This is a genomic window from Kaustia mangrovi, assembly GCF_015482775.1.
In the GTDB taxonomy this organism is placed as follows: domain Bacteria; phylum Pseudomonadota; class Alphaproteobacteria; order Rhizobiales; family Im1; genus Kaustia; species Kaustia mangrovi.
On record NZ_CP058214.1, the window covers coordinates 2965761 to 2985353 of the forward strand.

Genomic DNA, 19593 nt, shown 5'->3' on the forward strand with positions numbered 1-19593 from the left:
CACCATAACATGTTTTATTTGTGGTATTTGTGGAAAATATACATGGGGGTGGGGGAAATGGAAGGCTCTGGACATGATTGTTACAGCTTCTGCGACCGCTTTTCCCGGAGAACCCGTCACAACGGAGGAGTTGCTGTCGGCAACAGGTCATCGCTTGACCGACTCCTTTCGGAAATCCGTTGCGCATATGGGCGTCGGGAGACGCTTTGTCTCGGTTCGCCGATACCGGGACTATCTCCGGAACGCCGTGCCGCGGGACCTGACGCATACCACCACCGATCTGGGGCGCGAGGCAGCGCTCTCGCTGCTTGAGACCACCGGAACGGCCGAAAATGTGGACGCTGTCATTGCGGTGACCAACACGCCGGCGCGGCCGATGCCGGGATTGGCCTTCGATCTCATGGCGGATCTCCACGGCCTGGTGCGCCGCGACGCGCACGTGTTCAACATCACCTATTCCGGCTGCAGCGGCTTTATGAAGTCGATGGAGCTGGCTACATCGCTCATCGAATCCGGGCGCTGCCGGACCGTGCTTCTGGTGGTGTCGGAGGTCCATACCGCGTATTGGCCACCCATCACACAGCAGGTGGACTCCTATCGGAATGTCCATCGATCCGGCTCCGCAGACGATCTGGCGCGAACGCACCAGGCGACCGCGGCGTTGCTGTTCGGCGACGGCGCGGTGGCCTTCCTCGTCTCCGCGGATGGGGCTGGCCTCGAGTTCGGCAACTTCGTGCATCTGACGAATGACAGGAAGAACGATGCCGAGCTCCTGCGCATGAACGAGGGCGGGTCGGCGTCGCCGGCCACGTTCGCCATGCCGCTCTACGAGATGGACAAGAAGGTGGCGGTCCGCGGCCTGGACTATGTCAGGCGATCGATCGCGGCGCTGCCGGACGCAATGGCCGACCGGGGGCAATCGGATACCGGCGCGGGGGAGATTCTGATCCATACCGGTAGCTGGAAGATCGTTTCCAGAATATGCCGGGATCTCGAGATCGACGAGGCGGACGAACGCGTGGTCCGTTCGTTCGAGGTGCTGCGCGATTATGGCAATCTGTCCTCTGTCGCGATTGCCGTGCTTGTCCACGATCTGCTGCAGCTTGAGCGGGTGAAGGCGGGCCTGGTGGTCTCGTTCGGCGTCGGGTTCTCATCCACCTCCGGCGCATTCACGCGCCGGTCGTCAACGCACTGAAGCTCGGGAGGACACATGCGCGACGGGCAGAATGCCGTGAGCGATCGATCCGGGAAGGACGCCGTTTCCGCGGCGTCGAAGCCGGGGGGGGATGCGCGCGATGCCGGTCAGGCGATCTACAGCCCGCTTGTGCTGAGGCTCTACGATATCTGGGTGCTCGGCATCTCGAACCGGTTCGTCTGGAGATGTCCCAGTTCAAGGCTGGTTGCGCTCTACAACAGGAATGTCGGCGCCAGGCACCTCGATATCGGTGTCGGCAGCGGGTATTTCCTGGACAAGGCGGCCTGGCCGGTCGCATCTCCCGATATCACCCTCGCGGACCTCAACCCGAACAGCCTCGCTGCCGCCCATGCGCGTATTGCGCGATACGATCCCGGTCTTCAGCGCCACGACGCCTTCGAACGGTTCCCCCGGGCGACCCCCTACGAGTCCATAGGCCTCAACTATCTGCTTCATTGCCTGCCCGGCGATATCCGCGCGAAATCCGTCGTGTTCGACAATCTGGACGGCGTCATGCACCGCGACACGAGGGTCTTCGGCGCGACGATCGTGCAGGGCGATGCGCCTCGTTCGCTCGCCGCCCGCCGATTGATGGAGGCCTATAACAGGAAGCGCATCTTCTCCAATACACATGATCGCATCCCGGACCTTGCCGCCGAGCTGGAACGCAGGTTTGTCCATGTGAATGTGGAGCGCGTCGGTTGCGTCGCGCTGTTCGAGGCGTCGGGCCGACGCTGAGGGTGCCGGGCGGCCGGTCCGGTTATGGCGCCCGTGTTGCCCCGTCGTCGTGGCGGAGCGTGTCGAGCAGGTCGGGCGACCAGAAGCCTATGACCGTCTCGATATGGTCGCGCATGGCTTCGGCCGCCTCGTCCGGGTCGCCGGCGATGAGTGCGTCCAGGAGAGTGCGGTGCTGTTCGGCGCTGGGCGGCAGGCCGATACGGCGGTCCGGCGTCACGCCCTCCGGCGCGTTGCCGAAGGTGTAGCGGTGAACATGCAGCGCGCAGCGCGTGAGGATGGGCTCGAGCGCAGGCATGCCGGCGATCTTGAAGATCGTCAGGTGGAACTCGCGGTCGAGTTCGCTCAGCGCATAGCCGTCATGGTCGTCCTCGGCCTGGGCGATGCGCGCGATAAGGGCCTCGAGCGCGGCGACGTCGCGCTCCGTCAGGGCAAGTGCTGCACGGCGCGCGCTCTCGGTTTCCAGCGCAAGGCGGATGCGCGCCATATGGGCCGCCTCCTCCGCGGTGGTGGTGGAGACAACCGTGCCGTGATAGCCGCGCCGGGTGACGAGGCCGTCCTGCTGCAGGCGCAGCAGGGCCTCGCGCACCGTGCCCTGGCTGCAGCCCATGGCCGCGGCGATCTGCTGCTCGAGGAGCGGCTGGCCGGCGGCAAGGCTCCTGAGCAGGATGGCGCGCTTCACCGCATGATAGACGGCGCTGCCCTTGCTTTGTCTCAGATAGCGGGAAGCCCCGTCATCCAGGATATCGAACATTTGGGTCATGAGTTGACAGGCGTTCGGGGACGTTTCACGATCATTATCGTTATCGATAATGATAACGGCATCTCGATCCGAGACAAACGGATTTTCCGGCCCGGCGGCGCCAGAGCCGACAGGGGCGGGCCGGAGTTCAGGGGGAGACGTCGGTCCTGGCCGCGCTGCTTGACATAGACGGGCTTGTCGTGGAGTTCGCCACGGGCGCGGGCGTGGTGCGCGCCGTCAACGACGTGTCCTTCGATGTCGAGCGCGGCGAGATCGTGGCGGTGGTGGGCGAATCCGGTTCCGGCAAGTCGGTCACCGCGCTCGCCGTTCTGGGGCTGATCGACGAGCCGCCCGGGCGCGTCGCCTCCGGCGCCATCCGCTTCGACGGCGAGGACCTCCTGACCCTCGGCAAGGAGGGCATCCGCCATATTCGCGGCCGGCGCATCGCCATGGTGTTCCAGGAGCCGATGACCTCGCTCAACCCCGTGCTCTCCATCGGCCGGCAGATGACGGAGGCGATGCGGCTCCATCTGGGCGTCGGTGCGCGGGAGGCGCGCGCCCGCGCGGTCGAGCTCTTGGGCCTCGTCGGCATTTCCGAGCCGGAGCGGCGGCTGAAGCAATATCCCCATCACCTGAGCGGTGGCATGCGCCAGCGCGTCATGATCGCCATGGCGTTGAGCTGCAAGCCGGAACTCGTCATCGCCGACGAGCCGACCACCGCGCTCGACGTGACCATCCAGGCGCAGATCCTGGAGCTCATGCGCGATCTCTGCCGCAGGCTCGGCGTCGCGCTCGTCATCATCACGCACAATCTGGGGATCGTCGCGCGCTATGCCGACCGGGTGAACGTCATGTATGCCGGCCGGGTGGTGGAGAAGGGCGACGCACGGAGCCTCTATCGCCGTCCGAGCCATCCCTACACGGTCGGCCTCCTCAACTCCGTGCCCCGGCTCGACCGCCCGCGCGACGCCGCGCTCGACCCGATCCCCGGCAACCCGCCCGATCCGGTGGCGCTGCCCTCGGGCTGCGCCTTCCGGCCGCGCTGCGCCTTCGCCACGGCGCGCTGCGGGGAAAGCGTGCCGGCGCTGCGCACCATGGAGGCCGGGCATCTCGCCGCCTGTTTCGAGGCCGAGCGGCTGAGAGAGGAGATGCCGGCATGAGCGCATCCGCGACACCGCTCGTCGAGGTGGAGGATCTGCGCAAGCATTTCCCGGTGACGAGCGGCGTCGTGTTCGAGCATGCCGCGGGTGCGGTGAAGGCCGTCGACGGGGTCAGCTTCGCAATCGGCCGCGGGGAGACCTTCGGGCTGGTCGGGGAATCGGGCTGCGGCAAGTCGACCATCGGGCGCTGCATCCTGAAGCTCGAGACGCCGACCGCCGGCACGATCCGCTTCGACGGGCGCGATATTGCGGATCTCGACCGGCGCGGGACGCTCGCCTTCCGCCGCCGCGTGCAGGCCGTGTTCCAGGATCCCTTCTCCTCGCTCAATCCGCGCATGACGGTGGAGGAGATCGTCGGCGAGCCGCTGCTCGTCCACCGGCAGGAGACCACGCGCGCGGGACGCCTGAAGCGGGTGCGCGCCCTGCTCGACGTCTGCGGGCTGCCCGCCCGTCTCGTCGACCGCTATCCCCATGAGATGAGCGGCGGCCAGCGCCAGCGCGTCGGCATCGCCCGGGCGCTGGCCCTAAGGCCCGATTTCATCCTGTGCGACGAGGCGGTCTCCGCGCTCGACGTGTCGATCCAGGCCCAGATCGTCCGGCTTCTGGAGGATCTGAGGGCGGAGTTCGGGCTCACCTATCTGTTCATCGGCCACGATCTCTCCGTGGTGCGCCATATCAGCCATCGCGTGGCGGTGATGTATCTCGGCCGCATCGTGGAGATCGCGGAGTGCGCGACCCTGTTCGAGCGTCCCGAGCATCCCTATACGCGCGCCCTGCTCGCCGCCGTTCCCGTGCCCGACCCGGAGGTCGAGCGGGCGCGGCCGGCGGGCATCGTCACGGGCGAGATCCCGAGTCCCATGTCCCCGCCCTCGGGCTGCGTGTTCCATCCGCGCTGCCCGCTGGCGGACGAGAGCTGCCGCCGCGCGGAGCCCGCGCTCCGCGACCTCGGCGGCGGTCACTGCGTGGCCTGCCCCAAGGTCGGCCACGATATCGCCGTGCCCGTCCCGTGAGCGAAGGGGCGGGCCCGGGCGATCCAAGAGGAGGGAGATCCATGACGCAGAAGACACAGGGGCCATTCGGCGAGGCCGGCAAGGCCCGCATCCGGCGCGAGCTCGAGGATGCCCACGATTTCGACCCGCGCGATCCGCTGTTCGGCCTGACCCGCGAGGCGCTTTCCGGCCCGCGGCTTGAGCGTCGCGCCGTCCTGCGCCTCATGGCGGCGGCCGGCACGCTCACCGCCTGGCATTTGATGCCGGGGCTCGGCGGGGCGGGCCGCGCGCTCGCCGAGGGCAAGGCCGGCGGCACGCTCACCTGCGGCTGGGCCGGCGTCGGCGAGATCCGCACGCTCGACCCCGCCCAGATCAACCAGGTGCTCCAGTTCCAGGTCGCCTCGAACGTCCTGTCCGGGCTCACCCACATCGATGCCGAGCTGGTTGCGCAGGGCGACCTTGCGGAGGACTGGACGGTTTCGGAGGACGGCCGGGAATATGTCTTCACCCTGCGCGAGGGCGTGACCTTCCACAATGGCGACCCGTTCACCGCCGACGACGTGGTCTTCACCTATGAGCGCTCGAAGGATCCGGAGAAATCGATCCATGCGCGCGTGCTCGACAATGTCGCGGGCGTGGAGAAGGTCGACGGGCGCACGGTGCGCTTCACGCTGAAGGCGCCGCAGGCCTCCTTCCTGACCAAGACGCTGGAGCGCGCGAGCGGCCGGGCCATGACCATCGTCAGCCGCGGCGGGCTGGAGGCGCTCGGCGAGTCGCAATACGGCCTCACCCCTGTCGGCACCGGGCCGTTCAAGGTCGTCGAGCATCAGCTCGGCCAGGGCGTGGTCCTGGAGAAGTTCGCCGACTATTACGATCCCGAACGGCCGAAGCTCGACCGCGTGGTGATCAAGCCGATCCTCGACGCCGAGCCGCTGGCCGCCGCCATGGAGGCCGGCGACATCCAGCTCATCGGCGGCAACCCGGTCGCGCCGGAGCTCGTCGACCGCTTCATCTCCAATCCCGATCTCGTGGTCGACGAGGTGCCGGCGCCGGGCTTCCAGTCGGTCTGGATCAATCCGTGGAACGAGCACATGAAGGTCACCGACTTCAACAAGCCCGTCGAGGAGCTCATGAAGGAGAAGGGCTTCAAGGCGCGGCTCGCCATCGCCAAGGCGCTCGACCGAGACATGTTCATCAGGCAGGCGCAGTTCGGCCGCGGCACGCCGGCCTATGGCACGATCAATCCGGCCATGGCGTTCTATTTCGACGAGGCGCTGGCGGAGACGTCGAACCAGGCCTTCGACGCGGAGGCCGCGAAGGCGCTCCTGGCGGAGGCCGGCTATCCCGACGGCGAGGGCTTTCCCCGGCTGCGCCTTCTCGCCACGCCGGCTCAGCGCCGCGAGGCGCAGGTCGTCGCGGGGATCCTGAAGCGCAACCTCAATATCGATGTGGAGATCCAGACCAAGGACTTCCCCGTCCTGATCGACGACTTCGACACCATGAACTGGGACCTGGTGCGTCTGGGCTCGGGCGGCGACTACGACCCGGACGACGCGCTGGTCGACTGGATGCAGACGGATTCGAAGTTCAACGGCCGCCGGCGCGACAAGGAGAAATATGCCTTCGGCTTCTTCTCCGACGACGAGGTGGACGCGCTCGTCTCCGAGCAGAGCCGGACGGCGGATCCCGACAAGCGCCGGGAGCTCGTGCGCAAGGCCAACGCGATCACCTCCGACAAGGTGGCCTCCGCCTTCCTGTTCCACCCGCCCGACATCCAGGTGCGCCACAAGAGCGTGGACTTCCCGGCGCAGAGCCGCATCCCGGGCCTCGTCGATCTCGACCGGGTGACGGTGGGGTGAGGATGAGCGACCGCGCCATTATCGCCAACCCTTCCCTTGACGGGGAGGGTCGGGCCGCAGGGCCGGGGAGGGGTGACGCGGCAAACTTGGGAGCGTTTCGCTTCACCCCCACCCGGAGAGCTTGTCAGCGCTCCGACCTCCCCCGTCGAGGGGGCGATCGCATTTGCCTGAATTCCGAGGTCATCCCGGCACTTGTTGCCGGGATCCATTGGCGGTGCGGCGATGACAGTGGGGAAGTCTCGTGACGGATGGGGCCGCGCACGCAACGTCTTCTCGCCACCGCCAACCTCGGCGGCGAGGCCATTGGGTCCCGGCAACAAGTGCCGGGACGACGCTTGAGCTGTTGGCGACGGCGTTCGCCGTCATGCGCGATAGTCCTACCCGTCGAAGGGGAGGGAGTTGACCCCATGACCCGCTACATGATCAGGCGGACGCTCGGTGCGCTGGTGGTGATGTGGGCGGTCGCCACCCTCGTCTTCTTCATGCTGCGTATCGTGCCGGGCGATCCCATCGCGGCCATGCTGTTCGACGCCGGCGACGCGGGGGCCGTGGAGGCGCTGCGCCACAAGCTCGGCCTCGACCAGCCGATCTATGTCCAGTACGTCAAATGGTTCTGGAACATGGCCCAGGGCGATCTCGGCGCCTCGATCTATGGCAGCCGGGTGCCGGTGACACAGCTCATCGCGGAGGCCCTGCCGCGCACCCTGTCGCTCGCCGGCCTCGCCTTCGTCCTTGCCGTCGTGATCGCCGTGCCGGCGGGGCTCATCGCCGCGACGAAGCGCAACACCGTGGCCGACCATGCCGTCACCTTCGGTGCTTTTCTGGGGCTGTCCATGCCGGACTTCTGGGTCGGCATCCTCCTGATCATCGTCTTCGCCGCGAACCTCCAGTGGCTGCCCGCCATCGGCTATGTGCCGCTGAAGGAGGGCTTCTGGCCGTGGCTTTCCCACCTGATCCTGCCGTCCATCGCGGTGGGCACGGCCTTCTCCGCGATCATCGCGCGCATGATCCGCTCCTCCATGCTGGAGGTCCTGAAGACCGACTATATGCGCGTCGCCCGCGCCAAGGGGCTCACGCGCGCCATGCTGATCCTGCGCCACGCCTTCCCCAATGCGCTGATCCCGGTGGTGACCGTCATGGGGATCGCGTTCGCGCTGCTCATGGCGGGCGCGGTGGTGGTGGAGAACGTCTTCGCCATCAAGGGGCTGGGGCGGCTGCTCATCCAGGGCATCCTCAACCGCGACTACCCTGTGGTGCAGGGCGCGATCCTGGTGGTCTCGGCGATCTTCGTCTTCTCCAATCTGCTGGTCGATCTCCTCTACACGGTGATCGACCCGCGCATCCGGTACGACACATGAGCGAGCGCGCGGCCATCGCGGATCCCGGAGCGGAAGACGAGGCGCCGCCGCGCCGCCGCGCCGGCTGGGCGGAGCTGCGCGCCCTTCTGTGGCGCGACAAGAAGGCGCTCGTCGGCACCGTCGTGCTGGCCGTCTTCGCGCTGACCGCCATATTGGGTGTGGCCATCGCGCCCTACGATCCCAATGCGATGCTCTACGACATGATGGGGGCGCCCTCTCTCGCCCATCCGCTGGGCACCGACGATCTCGGCCGGGATCTGTTGAGCCGCATCGTCGTCGGCACCCAGGTCTCGCTGTTCATCGGCGTCTCCACGGTTGCCATCTCGCTCGTCATCGGCGTGGCGCTCGGGCTCTATGCCGGCTATTACGGCGGCTGGCTCGATACGGTGATCATGCGCTATATCGACCTGCAATGGGCCTTCCCCAATTTCATCATCGCGGTCTATCTGGTCGCCGTCTTCGGCACCGGCATCGTCAATCTCATCGTGGCGATCTCGCTCGCCTTCCTCGACGATTTCGCACGCATCGCCCGCAGCATGGTGCTCTCGGTGAAGGAGGAGCAATATGTCGCCGCCGCGCGCACCACCGGCGCGTCGGACACGCGCATCATCTGGCGCCATATCCTGCCCAATGTGACCGCGCCGATCATCGTGCAGGCGACCGTCTCCGTCTCCTACGCCATCCTGGCCGAGGCCAGCCTGTCCTTCCTGGGGCTTGGCGTGGAGGCCTCGACCCCGACCTGGGGGCTGATCCTGGCGGAGGCGCGCAGCTTCATCTCGCGGGCCTGGTGGCTCGGCATCTTCCCCGGCGTCGCCATCATGCTCACCGTCCTGTCCATCAACTTCATCGGCGACGCGCTGCGCGACTTCCTCGACGTTCGCGAAACCGGCAACATCTGAAGGCCTCACGCAGGAACATCCCATGACACGCTTCACCACCCGTCCGGAGATCCTCGGCACATTCGGTGTCGTCGCCTCGACCCACTGGCTCGCCAGCGCCGCCGGCATGGCCATGCTGGAAAAGGGCGGCAACGCCTTCGACGCCGCCGCGGCGGCGGGCTTCGCACTGCAGGTGGTCGAGCCGCATCTCAACGGTCCGGGCGGCGAGGTGCCGATCATCCTCTACAGCGCGAGGACGGACCGGGTGGACGTGATCTGCGGCCAGGGCGTGGCGCCTCGGGCCGCGAGCATCGAGGCCTACCGCGCGCTCGGCCTCGACATGGTGCCGGGCACGGGGCTGCTCGCCGCCGTCGTTCCCGGCGCCTTCGATGCCTGGGCCACAATGCTGCGCGACCACGGCACCATGGCGCTCGACGACGTCCTCGCCCACGCCATCGGCTACGCGGAGACCGGGTTTGCGCTGGTGCCCAATATCGCCCACGCCATCGCCACCATGCGCGAGACGTTCGAGACGGAGTGGCGAAGCTCCGCGGAGGTCTGGCTGAAGGACGGCGTGCCGGCTGCCGGCACGGTGTTCCGCAATCCCGCGCTGGCCAAGACCTACAGGCGCGTGCTCGGCGAGGCGGCCGCGAAGGGCGGCTCGCGCGAGGACCGCATCGAGGCGGCACGGCAGGCCTGGTACGAGGGCTTCGTGGCCGACGCCATCGACCGCTTCTGCCGCGAGGAGGCGGTGATGGACGTCACCGGCGAGCGCCATCGCGGGCTCCTGACCGGCGACGACATGGCGCGCTGGCGTGCCAGCGTAGAGCGCCCGCTCGCTTATGACTATCACCGCTACACGCTGTGCAAGACGGGTCCCTGGGGGCAGGGGCCGGTGGCGCTCCAGCAGCTCGCGCTCCTGAAGGGCTTCGACCTCGACGGGCTGTCGGAGGACGACCCGGAGTTCGTCCACACGGTCGTCGAATGCGCCAAACTCGCCTTCGCCGACCGGGAGAGCTTCTACGGCGATCCGGACTTCGTGGAGGTTCCCGTCCAGACGCTGCTGGCGGATGCCTATAACGATGCTCGCCGCGCGCTGGTCTCAAGCGAGGCCTCGCTCGATCTGCGCCCCGGCGATATTCCGGGCTACGGCGCGGAGCCCATCGTGCGCCTCGCGGGCGAGGGCGGCCACGGGGCGGGCGGCGGCGAGCCGACGGTCCAGCGTTTCGACGATCTGGACGTCGCCCCCTCCGGCGCCACGCGCGGCGATACCTGCCATGTCGACGTGATCGACCGCTGGGGCAACATGGTCTCCGCCACGCCGAGCGGCGGCTGGCTGCAGAGCTCGCCCGTCGTGCCGGGCCTGGGGTTCGCGCTCTCCACGCGCGCGCAGATGTTCTGGCTGGAGGAGGGCAAGCCGGCGAGCCTGGCGCCCGGAAAGCGCCCGCGCACCACGCTCACCCCCTCGCTCGCACTGAAGGACGGCGAGCCCTGGATGGTTTTCGGCACGCCGGGCGGCGACCAGCAGGACCAGTGGTCGCTCAACGTGTTCCTGCGCCACGTCCATTTCGGCCTCAACCTGCAGGAGGCGATCGACGCGCCGGAGTTCCACACCGCCCATTTCCCGAGTTCCTTCTATCCGCGCGAATGCGAGCCGGGAAAGGTGACGGTGGAGGGGCGGTTCCCCGAGGCGACGGTCGGGGAACTGCGTCGCCGCGGCCACCGCGTGGAGGTCGATGTCGACTGGGGCATCGGCCGCGTGACGGCGGCGGAAAGGGATGGCGATCTCCTCAGGGCCGGCGCCAATCCGCGCTTCATGCAGGGCTACGCGATCGGCCGGTGACAGGCGGTCATATCCGGGACTTCGCGGTGACAGCCGAAATTGCCGTGTGTCCGGTAGCGCCGTGCTCGCCCATGCGCGGGCCGGGCCCCGGTCTCAGGGGTCGTCGGCCGGGGCGGTGGCCTTCTCCGCCCGGAGCGTGACGACGAACTCCGCGCCCCCGGCGTCGCTGTCCGTCAGGGCGAGCGTGCCGCCGAGCTGCTCGACGATCTGGCGGCTGATCGCCAGCCCCAGGCCGGTGCCCTGCTGGCGCGGCGTCGGCCCCCGCGAGAACTTGGCGAATATGCGTTCGCGCTCGGCTTCGGGAATGCCCGGGCCGTTGTCGCGGACACGGGCCTCGTAGAGGCCGTCGCGGACGCTGGCGGACACCGTGACCCGGGGGTCGGTGCCGGTATTGTACTTGATGGCGTTGGAGACGAGGTTGATGAACACCTGAGCCAGCCGGTCGCGATTGCCGAGGACGACGACGTTGCGCGACCGGGCCGTGCGCTCGAGCGAGACGCCGGCGGAGCGCGCGAGCGCCTCGCAGCTCTCCATGGCGAGGTCGATGGCGGTTTCGGGGTCGATCCAGCCGGTTTCCCAATCCGCCTCGCCGGTCCCCATCCGGTTGAGGTCGAGAATGCCGTCGAGCAGCCTGGTCAGCCTGATGCTCTCGTCCTGGATGATCCTCAGAAAGCGCCGCTGCTTGTCCTCCTCCAGACCCGGATTGGAGAGCAGCACGTCGCTGAAGGAGCGGATCGAGGTCATCGGCGTGCGCACCTCGTGGCTGACCTGGCTCAGGAACTCGTCCTTCTGGGCGTCGATCTCGCGCAATTGTTCGTTGGCCCGGGCGAGCTCGGAGGCCGTCTCCTCCAGTTGCCGCGACTTCTTCTCCAGCTCGGCGGAATAGGCGCGGATCTGCTCGGTCTCGTCGGCGAGCCGCTTCAGCTCCTCCACGCTGATCGTCTCGCTGCTGACGACGCTGGAGACGAGCGAGCGGGCGGTCGCCGCGCCGACATTGGCGGCCAGCCGCTGCTCGATGAGCGAGATCAGCTCGTCGCTCGCGACCGTCGTGCGGTCGGCCGGCGCCTTGGCCGCGAACAGCCCCATCGCCTCAGTCGGGCCGAGGATGCGGTCGGCGATGCGGCGGAGGTCCACGACCCGGGCGGTGCGCCTCAATATGCTGAACTCGTTCTCCATCTGCCGGCGGAAGACGTCGACGAACAGCCGCGACTGGTAGCGCGCCAGGGGCGTCGGCTCCGACACCATCGAGACGCCGATGAACAGCGCGATATTGGCGAACAGGCTCCAGAAGACGGCATGGACGAGCGGATCCATGCCCTCCAGCCCGAGCAGGGCGTGCGGCTTCAGGAGCGCGATGCCCCAGGGGCCGTGCTCGATCATGGCCTGCGACATGAAGAAGGCGCTGCCGAGGCTCGGCAGGAACAGCGTGTAGGCCCACAGGGCGAAGCCCGCCGCAAGCCCCGCCAGCGCACCGCCATGGGTGGCGTTGCGCCAGAAGAGGCCGCCGACCAGGCTCGGCAGGAACTGCGCGACGCCGCAGAACGAGATCAGCCCGATGGCCGCCAGCGCGTCGGAGGTGCCGCTCAGCCTGAAATAGACGAAGCCCAGGAACACGATGAACACGATGCTGGCGCGCCGCGCGCCCAGGATGAAGCTGCGCACGGCCTGGGCGCGCGCCACCGGCACGAGGTTGAGGCGCAGCGCCAGCGGCATGACGATGTGGTTGGAGATCATCGTCGACAGCGCGATGGACGACACGATCACCATCGAGGTGGCCGAGGAGAAGCCGCCCAGGAAGGCGAGGAGGGCCAGCATGTCCCGGTCGACGTCGAGCGGCAGCGTGACCACGTAGAGATCGGGGTTCGAACCCTCCGGCAGGACGTTGAGGCCGGCGACCGCGATCGGCGTGACGAAGATGCACAACAAGAAGAGGTAGAGCGGGAACAGCCAGGACGCCGTGCGGAGCTGGCTCTCGCTCGAATTCTCCACGACGGTGACCTGGAACTGCCGGGGCAGGCAGATCACCGCCGCGCCGGCCAGGAAGCACAGGACGATCCAGCGCGTGCCGAAGGTGTCGTGCGGATCGGTCAGGCTGACCGGCGCGTTCTCGAAGACGGCGCCGGGCGTCTCGCTCAGCCCGAAGACAACCCAGATGCCGACCGCGACGAGGGCGACGAGCTTGACCACGGCCTCCAGTGCGATGGCGGCGATCACTCCGTGATGGCGCTCGTTCACGTCGATATTGCGCACGCCGAAGACGATGGAGAAGAGGCACAGGCCCGCCGCGACCCAGAAGGCGGTGACATAGTCCGGCGCGAGATTGATGTTGGCCGCCTCCACCGCGCCGGCGGGAAAGGTGATGACCTGGAAGCTGGAGGTCAGCGCCTTGAGCTGCAGCGCGATATAGGGGGCGATGGCGATCACGGCGATGACGGTGACCAGCGCGCCGAGTGCGGGGTCCTTGCCGAAACGCGCCGAGATCAGGTCGGCGATGGAGGTCGTGTGGTAGATGCGCCCGACGGTGACCAGCTTGCGCAGGAAGATCCACCAGCCGACGAAGACGATGGTGGGCCCCAGATAGATCGTCACGAATTCGAGGCCGCTGCGCGCCGCCGACCCGACCGCGCCATAGAAGGTCCAGCTCGTGCAGTAGATCGAGATGGACAGCGTGTAGACGAGCGGCGACGACAGCCAGCCATGCGGATCCCGCCGCGCGCGCCGGTCGCCGGCGAAGGCGACCGCGAACAGGATCGCGACATAGCCGAGGCAGACGAGGATGACGAGATCGGGATTGAGCATCAGCGCTGCCCGCCGGCTGCGGGGTCCGGGGGATCCCCGTCTCCGCCCTCGTCTCCGGTCCCGTCCGCGATGTGCGCCAGGTGTCGCGCCACCAGGAAGGCGCACAGGATGATGCCGCCCCAGGCGCAGAACAGATAGAGGATGATCAGCGGGATGCCGGCAATCGAGACCGGCGCCGCGAAGATCAGGATGACTGGCGGAAGGAGCAGCACGACGGTGAGGAAGGGCAGCACAGAGGCCACATCCCGCGCGCCGCGCCTATCGGCATCCCGGCCATTCATGTCACGCCCCCGAGAGCGCCCGCACCTGCTCGACGACTTCGGCGTTGGAGAACGGCTTGGTGATGAAGGCGTTGGCCCCGATGGCCTCGGCCGTCTTGCGGTCCTGCGCCTGCCCCTTCGCCGTGAGCACCAGAACGGGCAGCGAGGCGAGCTCGGCATCCGCGCGCATGGCCTTCAGCACGTCGAAGCCGTTCATGCCGGGCAGCATCAGGTCGAGCACGACCGCGCCGAACCGGTCACGCCGCAGGCGCGACAGCGCCGCCTTGCCGTCCGACACGATCTCGACCTCGAAGCCCGCCTGTTCCAGAATGAAGCGCAGGGACTCGACGATGTTCGACTCGTCCTCCACGATCAGGATCTGTCCTGTTGCCACCGATCCCATCCTCCCCTGTTTTTTGACTGCCACTATAGGAGCAGCGGCAGCGGCGTAAACATAGGTCTTTCGTCTCACGGGACGCGCCGGCATGCGGGCCTTCAGGCGAGCAGGGCCGCTTCCTGCCGGTGGCCGCAATCCTCGCGCGGGCACAGCCGGCAGACCGTTCCGACCGGCAGCATGGCGGTGGACCGGTCGATCCCGTCGCCATAGACCACGCGGTGGGCCTGCGAGGCCGGGCAGACCAGCATGACGGACAGAAGCCGCCTCGGCATGCCGACCGCCCGCGAGCCCTTCTCCACGGCCCGGGCGAAGAACAGGAACCGGTCCGTCGACGGCAGTTCGCCGAAGCAGCGCACGGTGGTGCCGGGCGACTGGAAGGCGCCATAGACGGGCCAGAGCGGGCAGCCCGTGCCGTATCGCGGCATCGGCAGTTCCGACAGCGGCAGCCTCTTGGTCACATAGCCGGAGGGGTCGGAGCGCATATAGCCGAAGCGCACGCCCTCCCGGCCCGGCCGGCGCAGCGTCGCGGCACGGTGGGCGGCCTGCTCGTAGGAGACGCCGAAGGCCCGCGACAGGATGTCGAGATCGTAGCGGCAGTCCTCCGCCCGCTCGAGGAACGCCTCGTAGGGCATGAGCACCGCCGCGGCGGTGTAGCTGTGGAGCGCGGCAGTCGCTAGGTCGCGCGCCTCCTCCGTGCCGAGCGCGCCATGATCGCCGACGAGCGCGCCGACCGCGTCGGCGGCCATGGGCGCGACGGCCTCGCGCACCGCGCGGAAACGCGCCGTCTCCGGAGCGGGGAGGGACGCCGTCCCGCCGTCGGCAGGGGCGTGCGGCGCCGGGGCCATGGCCCGGGCCACCGCGCCGTGGTCGCGCAGTCTGGCCGCCAGGGTCTCCAGACGGTCGAAATAGTTGTCGGATTCGAAGATGAAGGCGTCGACATGCTCCATCGGCGTGGCGGAGCGCACCCTGATATTCGCGCTCTCGAAGAAGCCGACCAGGGACTGGGCGGTCGCCGACAGGTTGCGCGACGCCGAGCCGACGATGGACAGGAAGCGCGCATTGTCCCGGGTCGACAGCGCACCGCCCGACTCCAGGATCTCCGCGGCCGAGCGCACCGAGGTGATGTCGGTGAGCATGCGGTGCACGCTCTCGCTCAGAAAGGGGTCGCGGTTCAGCCGGTCGGCGAGCGCCAGCACGGCCTGGTGCCGGTCGTTATAGGCCCGGTAGAGCCGCACGACGAGTTCGGCCCAGTCGGGATGGCGCCCCACGACCGCCCCGGCATCGGCGGGCCGTTTCGTCCGGCCGTCTATGGCCGGGTCGGACGCGATCTCCTCAAGGGTCTCCGCCAGGCGCCGCTCCGCCTCGCCGTCGAGCGCGGCCCTGTCGACGCCGAGGCCCTGGCCGATGCGGTCGAGCAGGGCGCCGGCGGCGGGGCGCTTGTTGCACTCGATGAGGTTCAGATAGGACGCGGAAATGCCCGCGCGCCGGGCGAGCTCGATCTGGGTGAGCCCCTTCTCGGTGCGCAGCGCGCGGATCTTCAATCCCGTCAGGGCCTGGGCCACGGTCGCGGTCTCCCTTCCGGAGATTTGTAAAATTATTACAAGGCAGACGCAATACGAGAATGAAAATTTACAGAAAAACTCATATAAACCAAAGGCTTATTGATGATTAGACATTTTGCCCCGAGAATGCGGCGAAGCTTGATTCAAGCTGAAAGGCCGAAATCCAAATCCATAACGGCCATGCGAAGGGAGGATTACATGAAACTTGACCGCATGAACCGCCGCCTCTTTCTGAAGGGCAGCGCCATGGCAGGCGCGGGGCTTGCCATGCCGACCATCCTGACCTCGCGCGCACGGGCGCAGGACTTCACCAACGCGCCGAAGGGCAGCAGCGTCACCCTCGGCTTCAACGTGCCCCAGACGGGCGCCTATGCCGACGAGGGGGCGGACGAGCTGCGCGCCTACAAGCTCGCCGTCAAGCATCTGAACGGCGAAGGCGACGGCGGCATGCTCAACACCTTCTCCTCCAAGGCGCTGAAGGGCGACGGCATCCTCGGCAAGAAGGTCGAATACGTCACCGGCGACACGCAGACCAAGTCGGACGCCGCGCGCGCCTCCGCCAAGCGCATGATCGAGCGCGACGGTGCGCTGATGATCACAGGCGGCTCGTCGTCGGGCGTGGCCATCGCCGTCCAGGGGCTGTGCCAGGAGAGCGGCGTGATCTTCATGGCCGGCCTGACCCATTCCAACGACACCACGGGCAAGGACAAGAAGGCCAACGGCTTCCGCCACTTCTTCAATGCCTACATGTCCGGCGCGGCGCTGGCCCCGGTGCTGAAGGACGCCTATGGCACCGACCGCAAGGCCTATCACCTGACCGCCGACTACACCTGGGGCTGGACGCAGGAGGCCTCCATCAAGGCGGCCACCGAGGCGCTCGGCTGGGAGACGGTGGAGACCGTGCGCACCCCGCTCGGCGCCGGCGACTTCTCGCAGTACATCACGCCCGTCCTGAACTCCGGCGCCGATGTCCTGATCCTGAACCACTACGGCAAGGACATGGTCAACTCGCTGACCCAGGCGGTGCAGTTCGGCCTGCGCGACAAGACCGTCAACGGCAAGCAGTTCGAGGTCGTCGTGCCGCTCTATTCGCGCCTCATGGCCCAGGGGGCCGGCAAGGCGGTGAAGGGCATCTTCGGCTCCACCAACTGGCACTGGTCGCTGCAGGACGAGGGCTCCAAGGCTTTCGTGAAGTCCTTCGGCCAGGAATACGGCTTCCCGCCGAGCCAGGCGGCGCATACCTGCTACGTGCAGACCCTGCTCTATGCCGACGCCGCCGCGCGCGCCGGCAGCTTCAACCCCTGCGAGATCGTCGCGGCGCTGGAGGACTTCGAGTTCGACGGGCTGGGCAACGGGCCCACGCTCTATCGCGGCGCCGACCATCAGTGCTTCAAGAAGGTGCTGGTGGTGCGAGGCAAGGAGAACCCGGAATCGGAGTTCGACATCCTCGAGGTCTATGACGAGGTGCCGGCCGAGCAGGTCACCTATGCGCCGGACCACGAGATGTTCGCGGGCGGCGATCTCGGCTCCTGCAATACCGGCGGGGCCTGAGGCCGCACGCTTTTGGCAATGAGTGCGGCCGCCTTTCGCGGGCGGCCGCACCGCTTCCCCCGGAGCATCTTCGATGGACTCAATTCTCCTGCAGGTCCTGAACGGGCTGGACAAGGGTGGCGCCTACGCGCTGATCGCGCTCGGCCTCACCCTCGTCTTCGGCACGCTCGGCGTCGTCAACTTCGCCCATGGCGCGCTGTTCATGCTCGGCGCCTTCGTGGCGGTCGTGGTCAACCGCGTCCTCCAGATCGAGACCGTCAAGCTCGACGAGACCAAGCTCACGCCATGGGGCACGCCGACGGAGATTCGCACGCCCGTGGTGCAGGACTGGCTCGGCGATTTCGGCGCCTTCCTGGTGCAGTACTCCGTTCCGCTGTCCATACTGGCGGCGATCCCGGTCATGCTGCTGGTCGGCTGGGTGATGGAGCGCGGCCTGATCCGCTTCTTCTACCGCCGGCCCCATGCCGAACAGATCCTGGTCACCTTCGGCCTGGCGATCGTGCTGCAGGAGATCATCAAGGCCTTCTTCGGCGCCAATCCGATCCCGCTCACCGCGCCCGACACCATGTCGGGCAGCGCCAATGTGGGCGAATGGTTCGGGCTCGGCGCAGGGCTGGCCTATCCCTGGTGGCGGCTCGTCTATCTGGGCTTCTCGCTCGCCCTGGTCGCGCTCGTCCTGGGCTTCCTGCAGTTCACCACCTACGGCATGGTGGTGCGCGCCGGCATGCAGGACCGCCAGACGGTCGGCTTCCTCGGCATCAATATCGAGCGCCGCTTCACCGTGGTCTTCGGCATCGCCGCCGTGGTCGCGGGCGTCGCCGGCGTCATGTACACGCCCATCGTGCCGCCGAACTATCACATGGGCATGGACTTCCTCGTCCTGTCCTTCGTGGTCGTCGTGGTCGGGGGCATGGGGTCGGTGACCGGCGCCGTGCTGGCCGGCTTCCTCCTGGGCATCCTGCAGAGCTTCGCCTCGATGAACGAGGTCAAGGAGATCCTGCCCGGTATCGACCAGGTGATCATCTATCTGATCGCCGTGATCGTCCTGCTTGTGCGCCCGCGCGGACTGATGGGCCAGCGCGGCGTCATGGAGAGCTGAACGATGGACGCCACGACCTTGCGCAACGATCTGGTCTATATGGCCATCTTCACCGTCGCCGTGCTGACCATGCCGTTCTGGCTCGATCCGTTCGGCGCGAACTATCCCGACCTTCTCCAGCGTTTCGCGATCTACGGGATATTCGCCATCGGCTTCAACATCCTGTTCGGCTTCACGGGCTATCTGTCCTTCGGCCATGCGGCCTTCCTAGGCGTCGGCTCCTATGCTGCGGTGTGGTCGTTCAAGCTTCTGAGCATGAACGCCATTCCCGCGATCCTCTTCGGCACGGTCGCCGCCGGCCTGTTCTCGGTCGTCATCGGCTATGTCTGCCTGCGCCGCGCGGGGATCTATTTCGCGATCCTGACGCTGGCCTTCGCCCAGATGTCGTACAACCTCGCCTATTCGGTGCTCACGCCGATTACCAATGGCGAGACCGGGCTGCAGCTGTCGCTGCAGGATCCGCGCATCCTCGACCGGGTCTTCGGCGCGCCGGAGACGGGAGGGCTGCCCTTCCCGGTCTTCCTCGGCTACGAGCTGAACGGCTATCCGGGCTTCTATTTCTGCGCGGTGCTGCTCATCGTCGCTTTCTTCGTCTCCCTGCGCATCAGCCGCTCGCCCTTCGGCATGGCGCTGCGCGCGATCAAGTCGAACCAGACGCGCATGGGCTATACCGGCTTCAGCACGCGGCCCTACACGCTCGCCTCCTTCGTCATATCGGGCATGTATGCGGGGCTGGCGGGCGCGCTCCTGGCGGTGACCGACCCGCTCGCGGGCGCGGAGCGCATGCAGTGGACGGCCTCGGGCGAGGTGGTGCTCATGACCATTCTCGGCGGCGCCGGCACGCTTGTCGGGCCGATCATCGGCGCGGGCGTGATCAAGTATTTCGAGAACATCTTCTCCGCCTTCCACGAGGCGCGGCTGCACGAGGTGTTCGCGTTCCTCCCCGACGGTCTGGAGGACGTCCTCGTGACGATCACCAGGCCGTTCGTCGGGGAAGGCTGGCATCTCACCCTCGGCGTGATCTTCATGCTGATCGTCATCTTCCTGCCGGGCGGCCTGATGGAGGGGGTGCGGCGCGTCCGTTCCGCCATCGGCCGCAGCTCCTCCGGGCACGATCCGTCCGGCCGGAGCGAAGAGCAGGCGAAACTCCATCCCGCCGAGTAGGA

The 19593-nt window shown here is 67.5% G+C and carries 16 protein-coding genes; 11 read left to right on the plus strand and 5 right to left on the minus strand.

What is annotated here, in order from left to right:
* Positions 1–73 precede the first annotated feature (73 nt).
* A complete protein-coding gene (locus tag HW532_RS13775) occupies positions 74–1195 on the plus strand; it encodes a 3-oxoacyl-ACP synthase III family protein (RefSeq protein WP_213161018.1) in 1122 nt (373 codons plus the stop codon).
* A 36-nt stretch (positions 1196–1231) separates the two neighbouring features.
* Complete coding sequence (locus HW532_RS13780; protein WP_246479054.1) at positions 1232–1933, plus strand: class I SAM-dependent methyltransferase; 702 nt, start codon at positions 1232–1234, stop codon at positions 1931–1933.
* A 22-nt stretch (positions 1934–1955) separates the two neighbouring features.
* Here the strand turns inward: HW532_RS13780 and HW532_RS13785 are convergent, their stop codons facing one another.
* Entirely contained in the window at positions 1956–2693 is a 738-nt protein-coding gene (locus HW532_RS13785; protein ID WP_213161019.1) for a GntR family transcriptional regulator, read from the minus strand.
* Positions 2694–2872: 179 nt separating this feature from the next.
* Between HW532_RS13785 and HW532_RS13790 the strand changes: the two genes are divergently transcribed.
* The 6 genes from HW532_RS13790 to HW532_RS13815 all read left to right on the plus strand — a co-directional run bounded on the left by HW532_RS13790 (position 2873) and on the right by HW532_RS13815 (position 10759).
* Positions 2873–3832, plus strand: coding sequence for an ABC transporter ATP-binding protein (locus HW532_RS13790; protein WP_246479056.1), 960 nt, complete (start codon positions 2873–2875; stop codon positions 3830–3832).
* Entirely contained in the window at positions 3829–4842 is a 1014-nt protein-coding gene (locus tag HW532_RS13795) for an ABC transporter ATP-binding protein (RefSeq protein ID WP_213161020.1), read from the plus strand. Before HW532_RS13790 ends, HW532_RS13795 begins: the two co-directional genes overlap by 4 nt.
* Positions 4843–4883: 41 nt before the next feature.
* Positions 4884–6680 carry an ABC transporter substrate-binding protein gene (locus HW532_RS13800; protein ID WP_213161021.1) on the plus strand — a complete coding sequence of 599 codons (1797 nt, stop codon included), beginning with the start codon at positions 4884–4886 and terminating at the stop codon, positions 6678–6680.
* A 407-nt stretch (positions 6681–7087) separates the two neighbouring features.
* A complete protein-coding gene (locus HW532_RS13805) occupies positions 7088–8038 on the plus strand; it encodes an ABC transporter permease (protein ID WP_213161022.1) in 951 nt (316 codons plus the stop codon).
* Positions 8035–8937 carry an ABC transporter permease gene (locus HW532_RS13810; protein WP_213161023.1) on the plus strand — a complete coding sequence of 301 codons (903 nt, stop codon included), beginning with the start codon at positions 8035–8037 and terminating at the stop codon, positions 8935–8937. Before HW532_RS13805 ends, HW532_RS13810 begins: the two co-directional genes overlap by 4 nt.
* A 22-nt stretch (positions 8938–8959) precedes the next feature.
* Positions 8960–10759 carry a gamma-glutamyltransferase family protein gene (locus HW532_RS13815; protein WP_213161024.1) on the plus strand — a complete coding sequence of 600 codons (1800 nt, stop codon included), beginning with the start codon at positions 8960–8962 and terminating at the stop codon, positions 10757–10759.
* Between the two features lie 93 nt (positions 10760–10852).
* Here the strand turns inward: HW532_RS13815 and HW532_RS13820 are convergent, their stop codons facing one another.
* The 4 genes from HW532_RS13820 to HW532_RS13835 form a co-directional block, all read right to left on the minus strand.
* Positions 10853–13558 (minus strand): sensor histidine kinase, encoded by a 2706-nt coding sequence (locus tag HW532_RS13820; protein WP_213161025.1) that lies wholly within the window; start codon positions 13556–13558, stop codon positions 10853–10855.
* Positions 13558–13839 (minus strand): hypothetical protein, encoded by a 282-nt coding sequence (locus HW532_RS13825; RefSeq protein WP_213161026.1) that lies wholly within the window; start codon positions 13837–13839, stop codon positions 13558–13560. Before HW532_RS13825 ends, HW532_RS13820 begins: the two co-directional genes overlap by 1 nt.
* Position 13840: 1 nt before the next feature.
* Positions 13841–14212 (minus strand): response regulator transcription factor, encoded by a 372-nt coding sequence (locus HW532_RS13830; RefSeq protein WP_246479067.1) that lies wholly within the window; start codon positions 14210–14212, stop codon positions 13841–13843.
* Between the two features lie 101 nt (positions 14213–14313).
* Complete coding sequence (locus HW532_RS13835) at positions 14314–15777, minus strand: helix-turn-helix domain-containing protein (RefSeq protein ID WP_213161028.1); 1464 nt, start codon at positions 15775–15777, stop codon at positions 14314–14316.
* 198 nt (positions 15778–15975) lie between these two features.
* Here HW532_RS13835 and HW532_RS13840 point away from each other — a divergent pair, with 198 nt between their 5' ends.
* From HW532_RS13840 to HW532_RS13850, 3 genes are all read left to right on the plus strand, one after another.
* The gene (locus HW532_RS13840) at positions 15976–17328 is read left to right on the plus strand and encodes a substrate-binding protein (RefSeq protein WP_213161029.1); all 1353 of its coding nucleotides are present in this window, start codon (positions 15976–15978) and stop codon (positions 17326–17328) included.
* Positions 17329–17401: 73 nt separating this feature from the next.
* Positions 17402–18427, plus strand: coding sequence for a branched-chain amino acid ABC transporter permease (locus HW532_RS13845; protein ID WP_213161030.1), 1026 nt, complete (start codon positions 17402–17404; stop codon positions 18425–18427).
* A gap of 3 nt (positions 18428–18430) precedes the next feature.
* On the plus strand, positions 18431–19591 hold the full coding sequence (locus HW532_RS13850) for a branched-chain amino acid ABC transporter permease (RefSeq protein ID WP_213161031.1): 1161 nt from the start codon (positions 18431–18433) through the stop codon (positions 19589–19591).
* The last annotated feature ends 2 nt before the right edge of the window (positions 19592–19593 follow it).

Bases quoted from the DNA above. Each gene is read 5' to 3' on its own strand.
- HW532_RS13795 (WP_213161020.1), top strand. From the start codon at position 3,829: ATGAGCGCATCCGCGACACCGCTCGTCGAGGTGGAGGATCTGCGCAAG.
- HW532_RS13820 (WP_213161025.1), bottom strand. From the start codon at position 13,558: ATGCTCAATCCCGATCTCGTCATCCTCGTCTGCCTCGGCTATGTCGCG.
- HW532_RS13800 (WP_213161021.1), top strand. From the start codon at position 4,884: ATGACGCAGAAGACACAGGGGCCATTCGGCGAGGCCGGCAAGGCCCGC.
- HW532_RS13805 (WP_213161022.1), top strand. From the start codon at position 7,088: ATGACCCGCTACATGATCAGGCGGACGCTCGGTGCGCTGGTGGTGATG.
- HW532_RS13850 (WP_213161031.1), top strand. From the start codon at position 18,431: ATGGACGCCACGACCTTGCGCAACGATCTGGTCTATATGGCCATCTTC.
- HW532_RS13785 (WP_213161019.1), bottom strand. From the start codon at position 2,693: ATGACCCAAATGTTCGATATCCTGGATGACGGGGCTTCCCGCTATCTG.
- HW532_RS13825 (WP_213161026.1), bottom strand. From the start codon at position 13,839: ATGAATGGCCGGGATGCCGATAGGCGCGGCGCGCGGGATGTGGCCTCT.
- HW532_RS13845 (WP_213161030.1), top strand. From the start codon at position 17,402: ATGGACTCAATTCTCCTGCAGGTCCTGAACGGGCTGGACAAGGGTGGC.
- HW532_RS13775 (WP_213161018.1), top strand. From the start codon at position 74: ATGATTGTTACAGCTTCTGCGACCGCTTTTCCCGGAGAACCCGTCACA.
- HW532_RS13815 (WP_213161024.1), top strand. From the start codon at position 8,960: ATGACACGCTTCACCACCCGTCCGGAGATCCTCGGCACATTCGGTGTC.
- HW532_RS13810 (WP_213161023.1), top strand. From the start codon at position 8,035: ATGAGCGAGCGCGCGGCCATCGCGGATCCCGGAGCGGAAGACGAGGCG.
- HW532_RS13840 (WP_213161029.1), top strand. From the start codon at position 15,976: ATGAAACTTGACCGCATGAACCGCCGCCTCTTTCTGAAGGGCAGCGCC.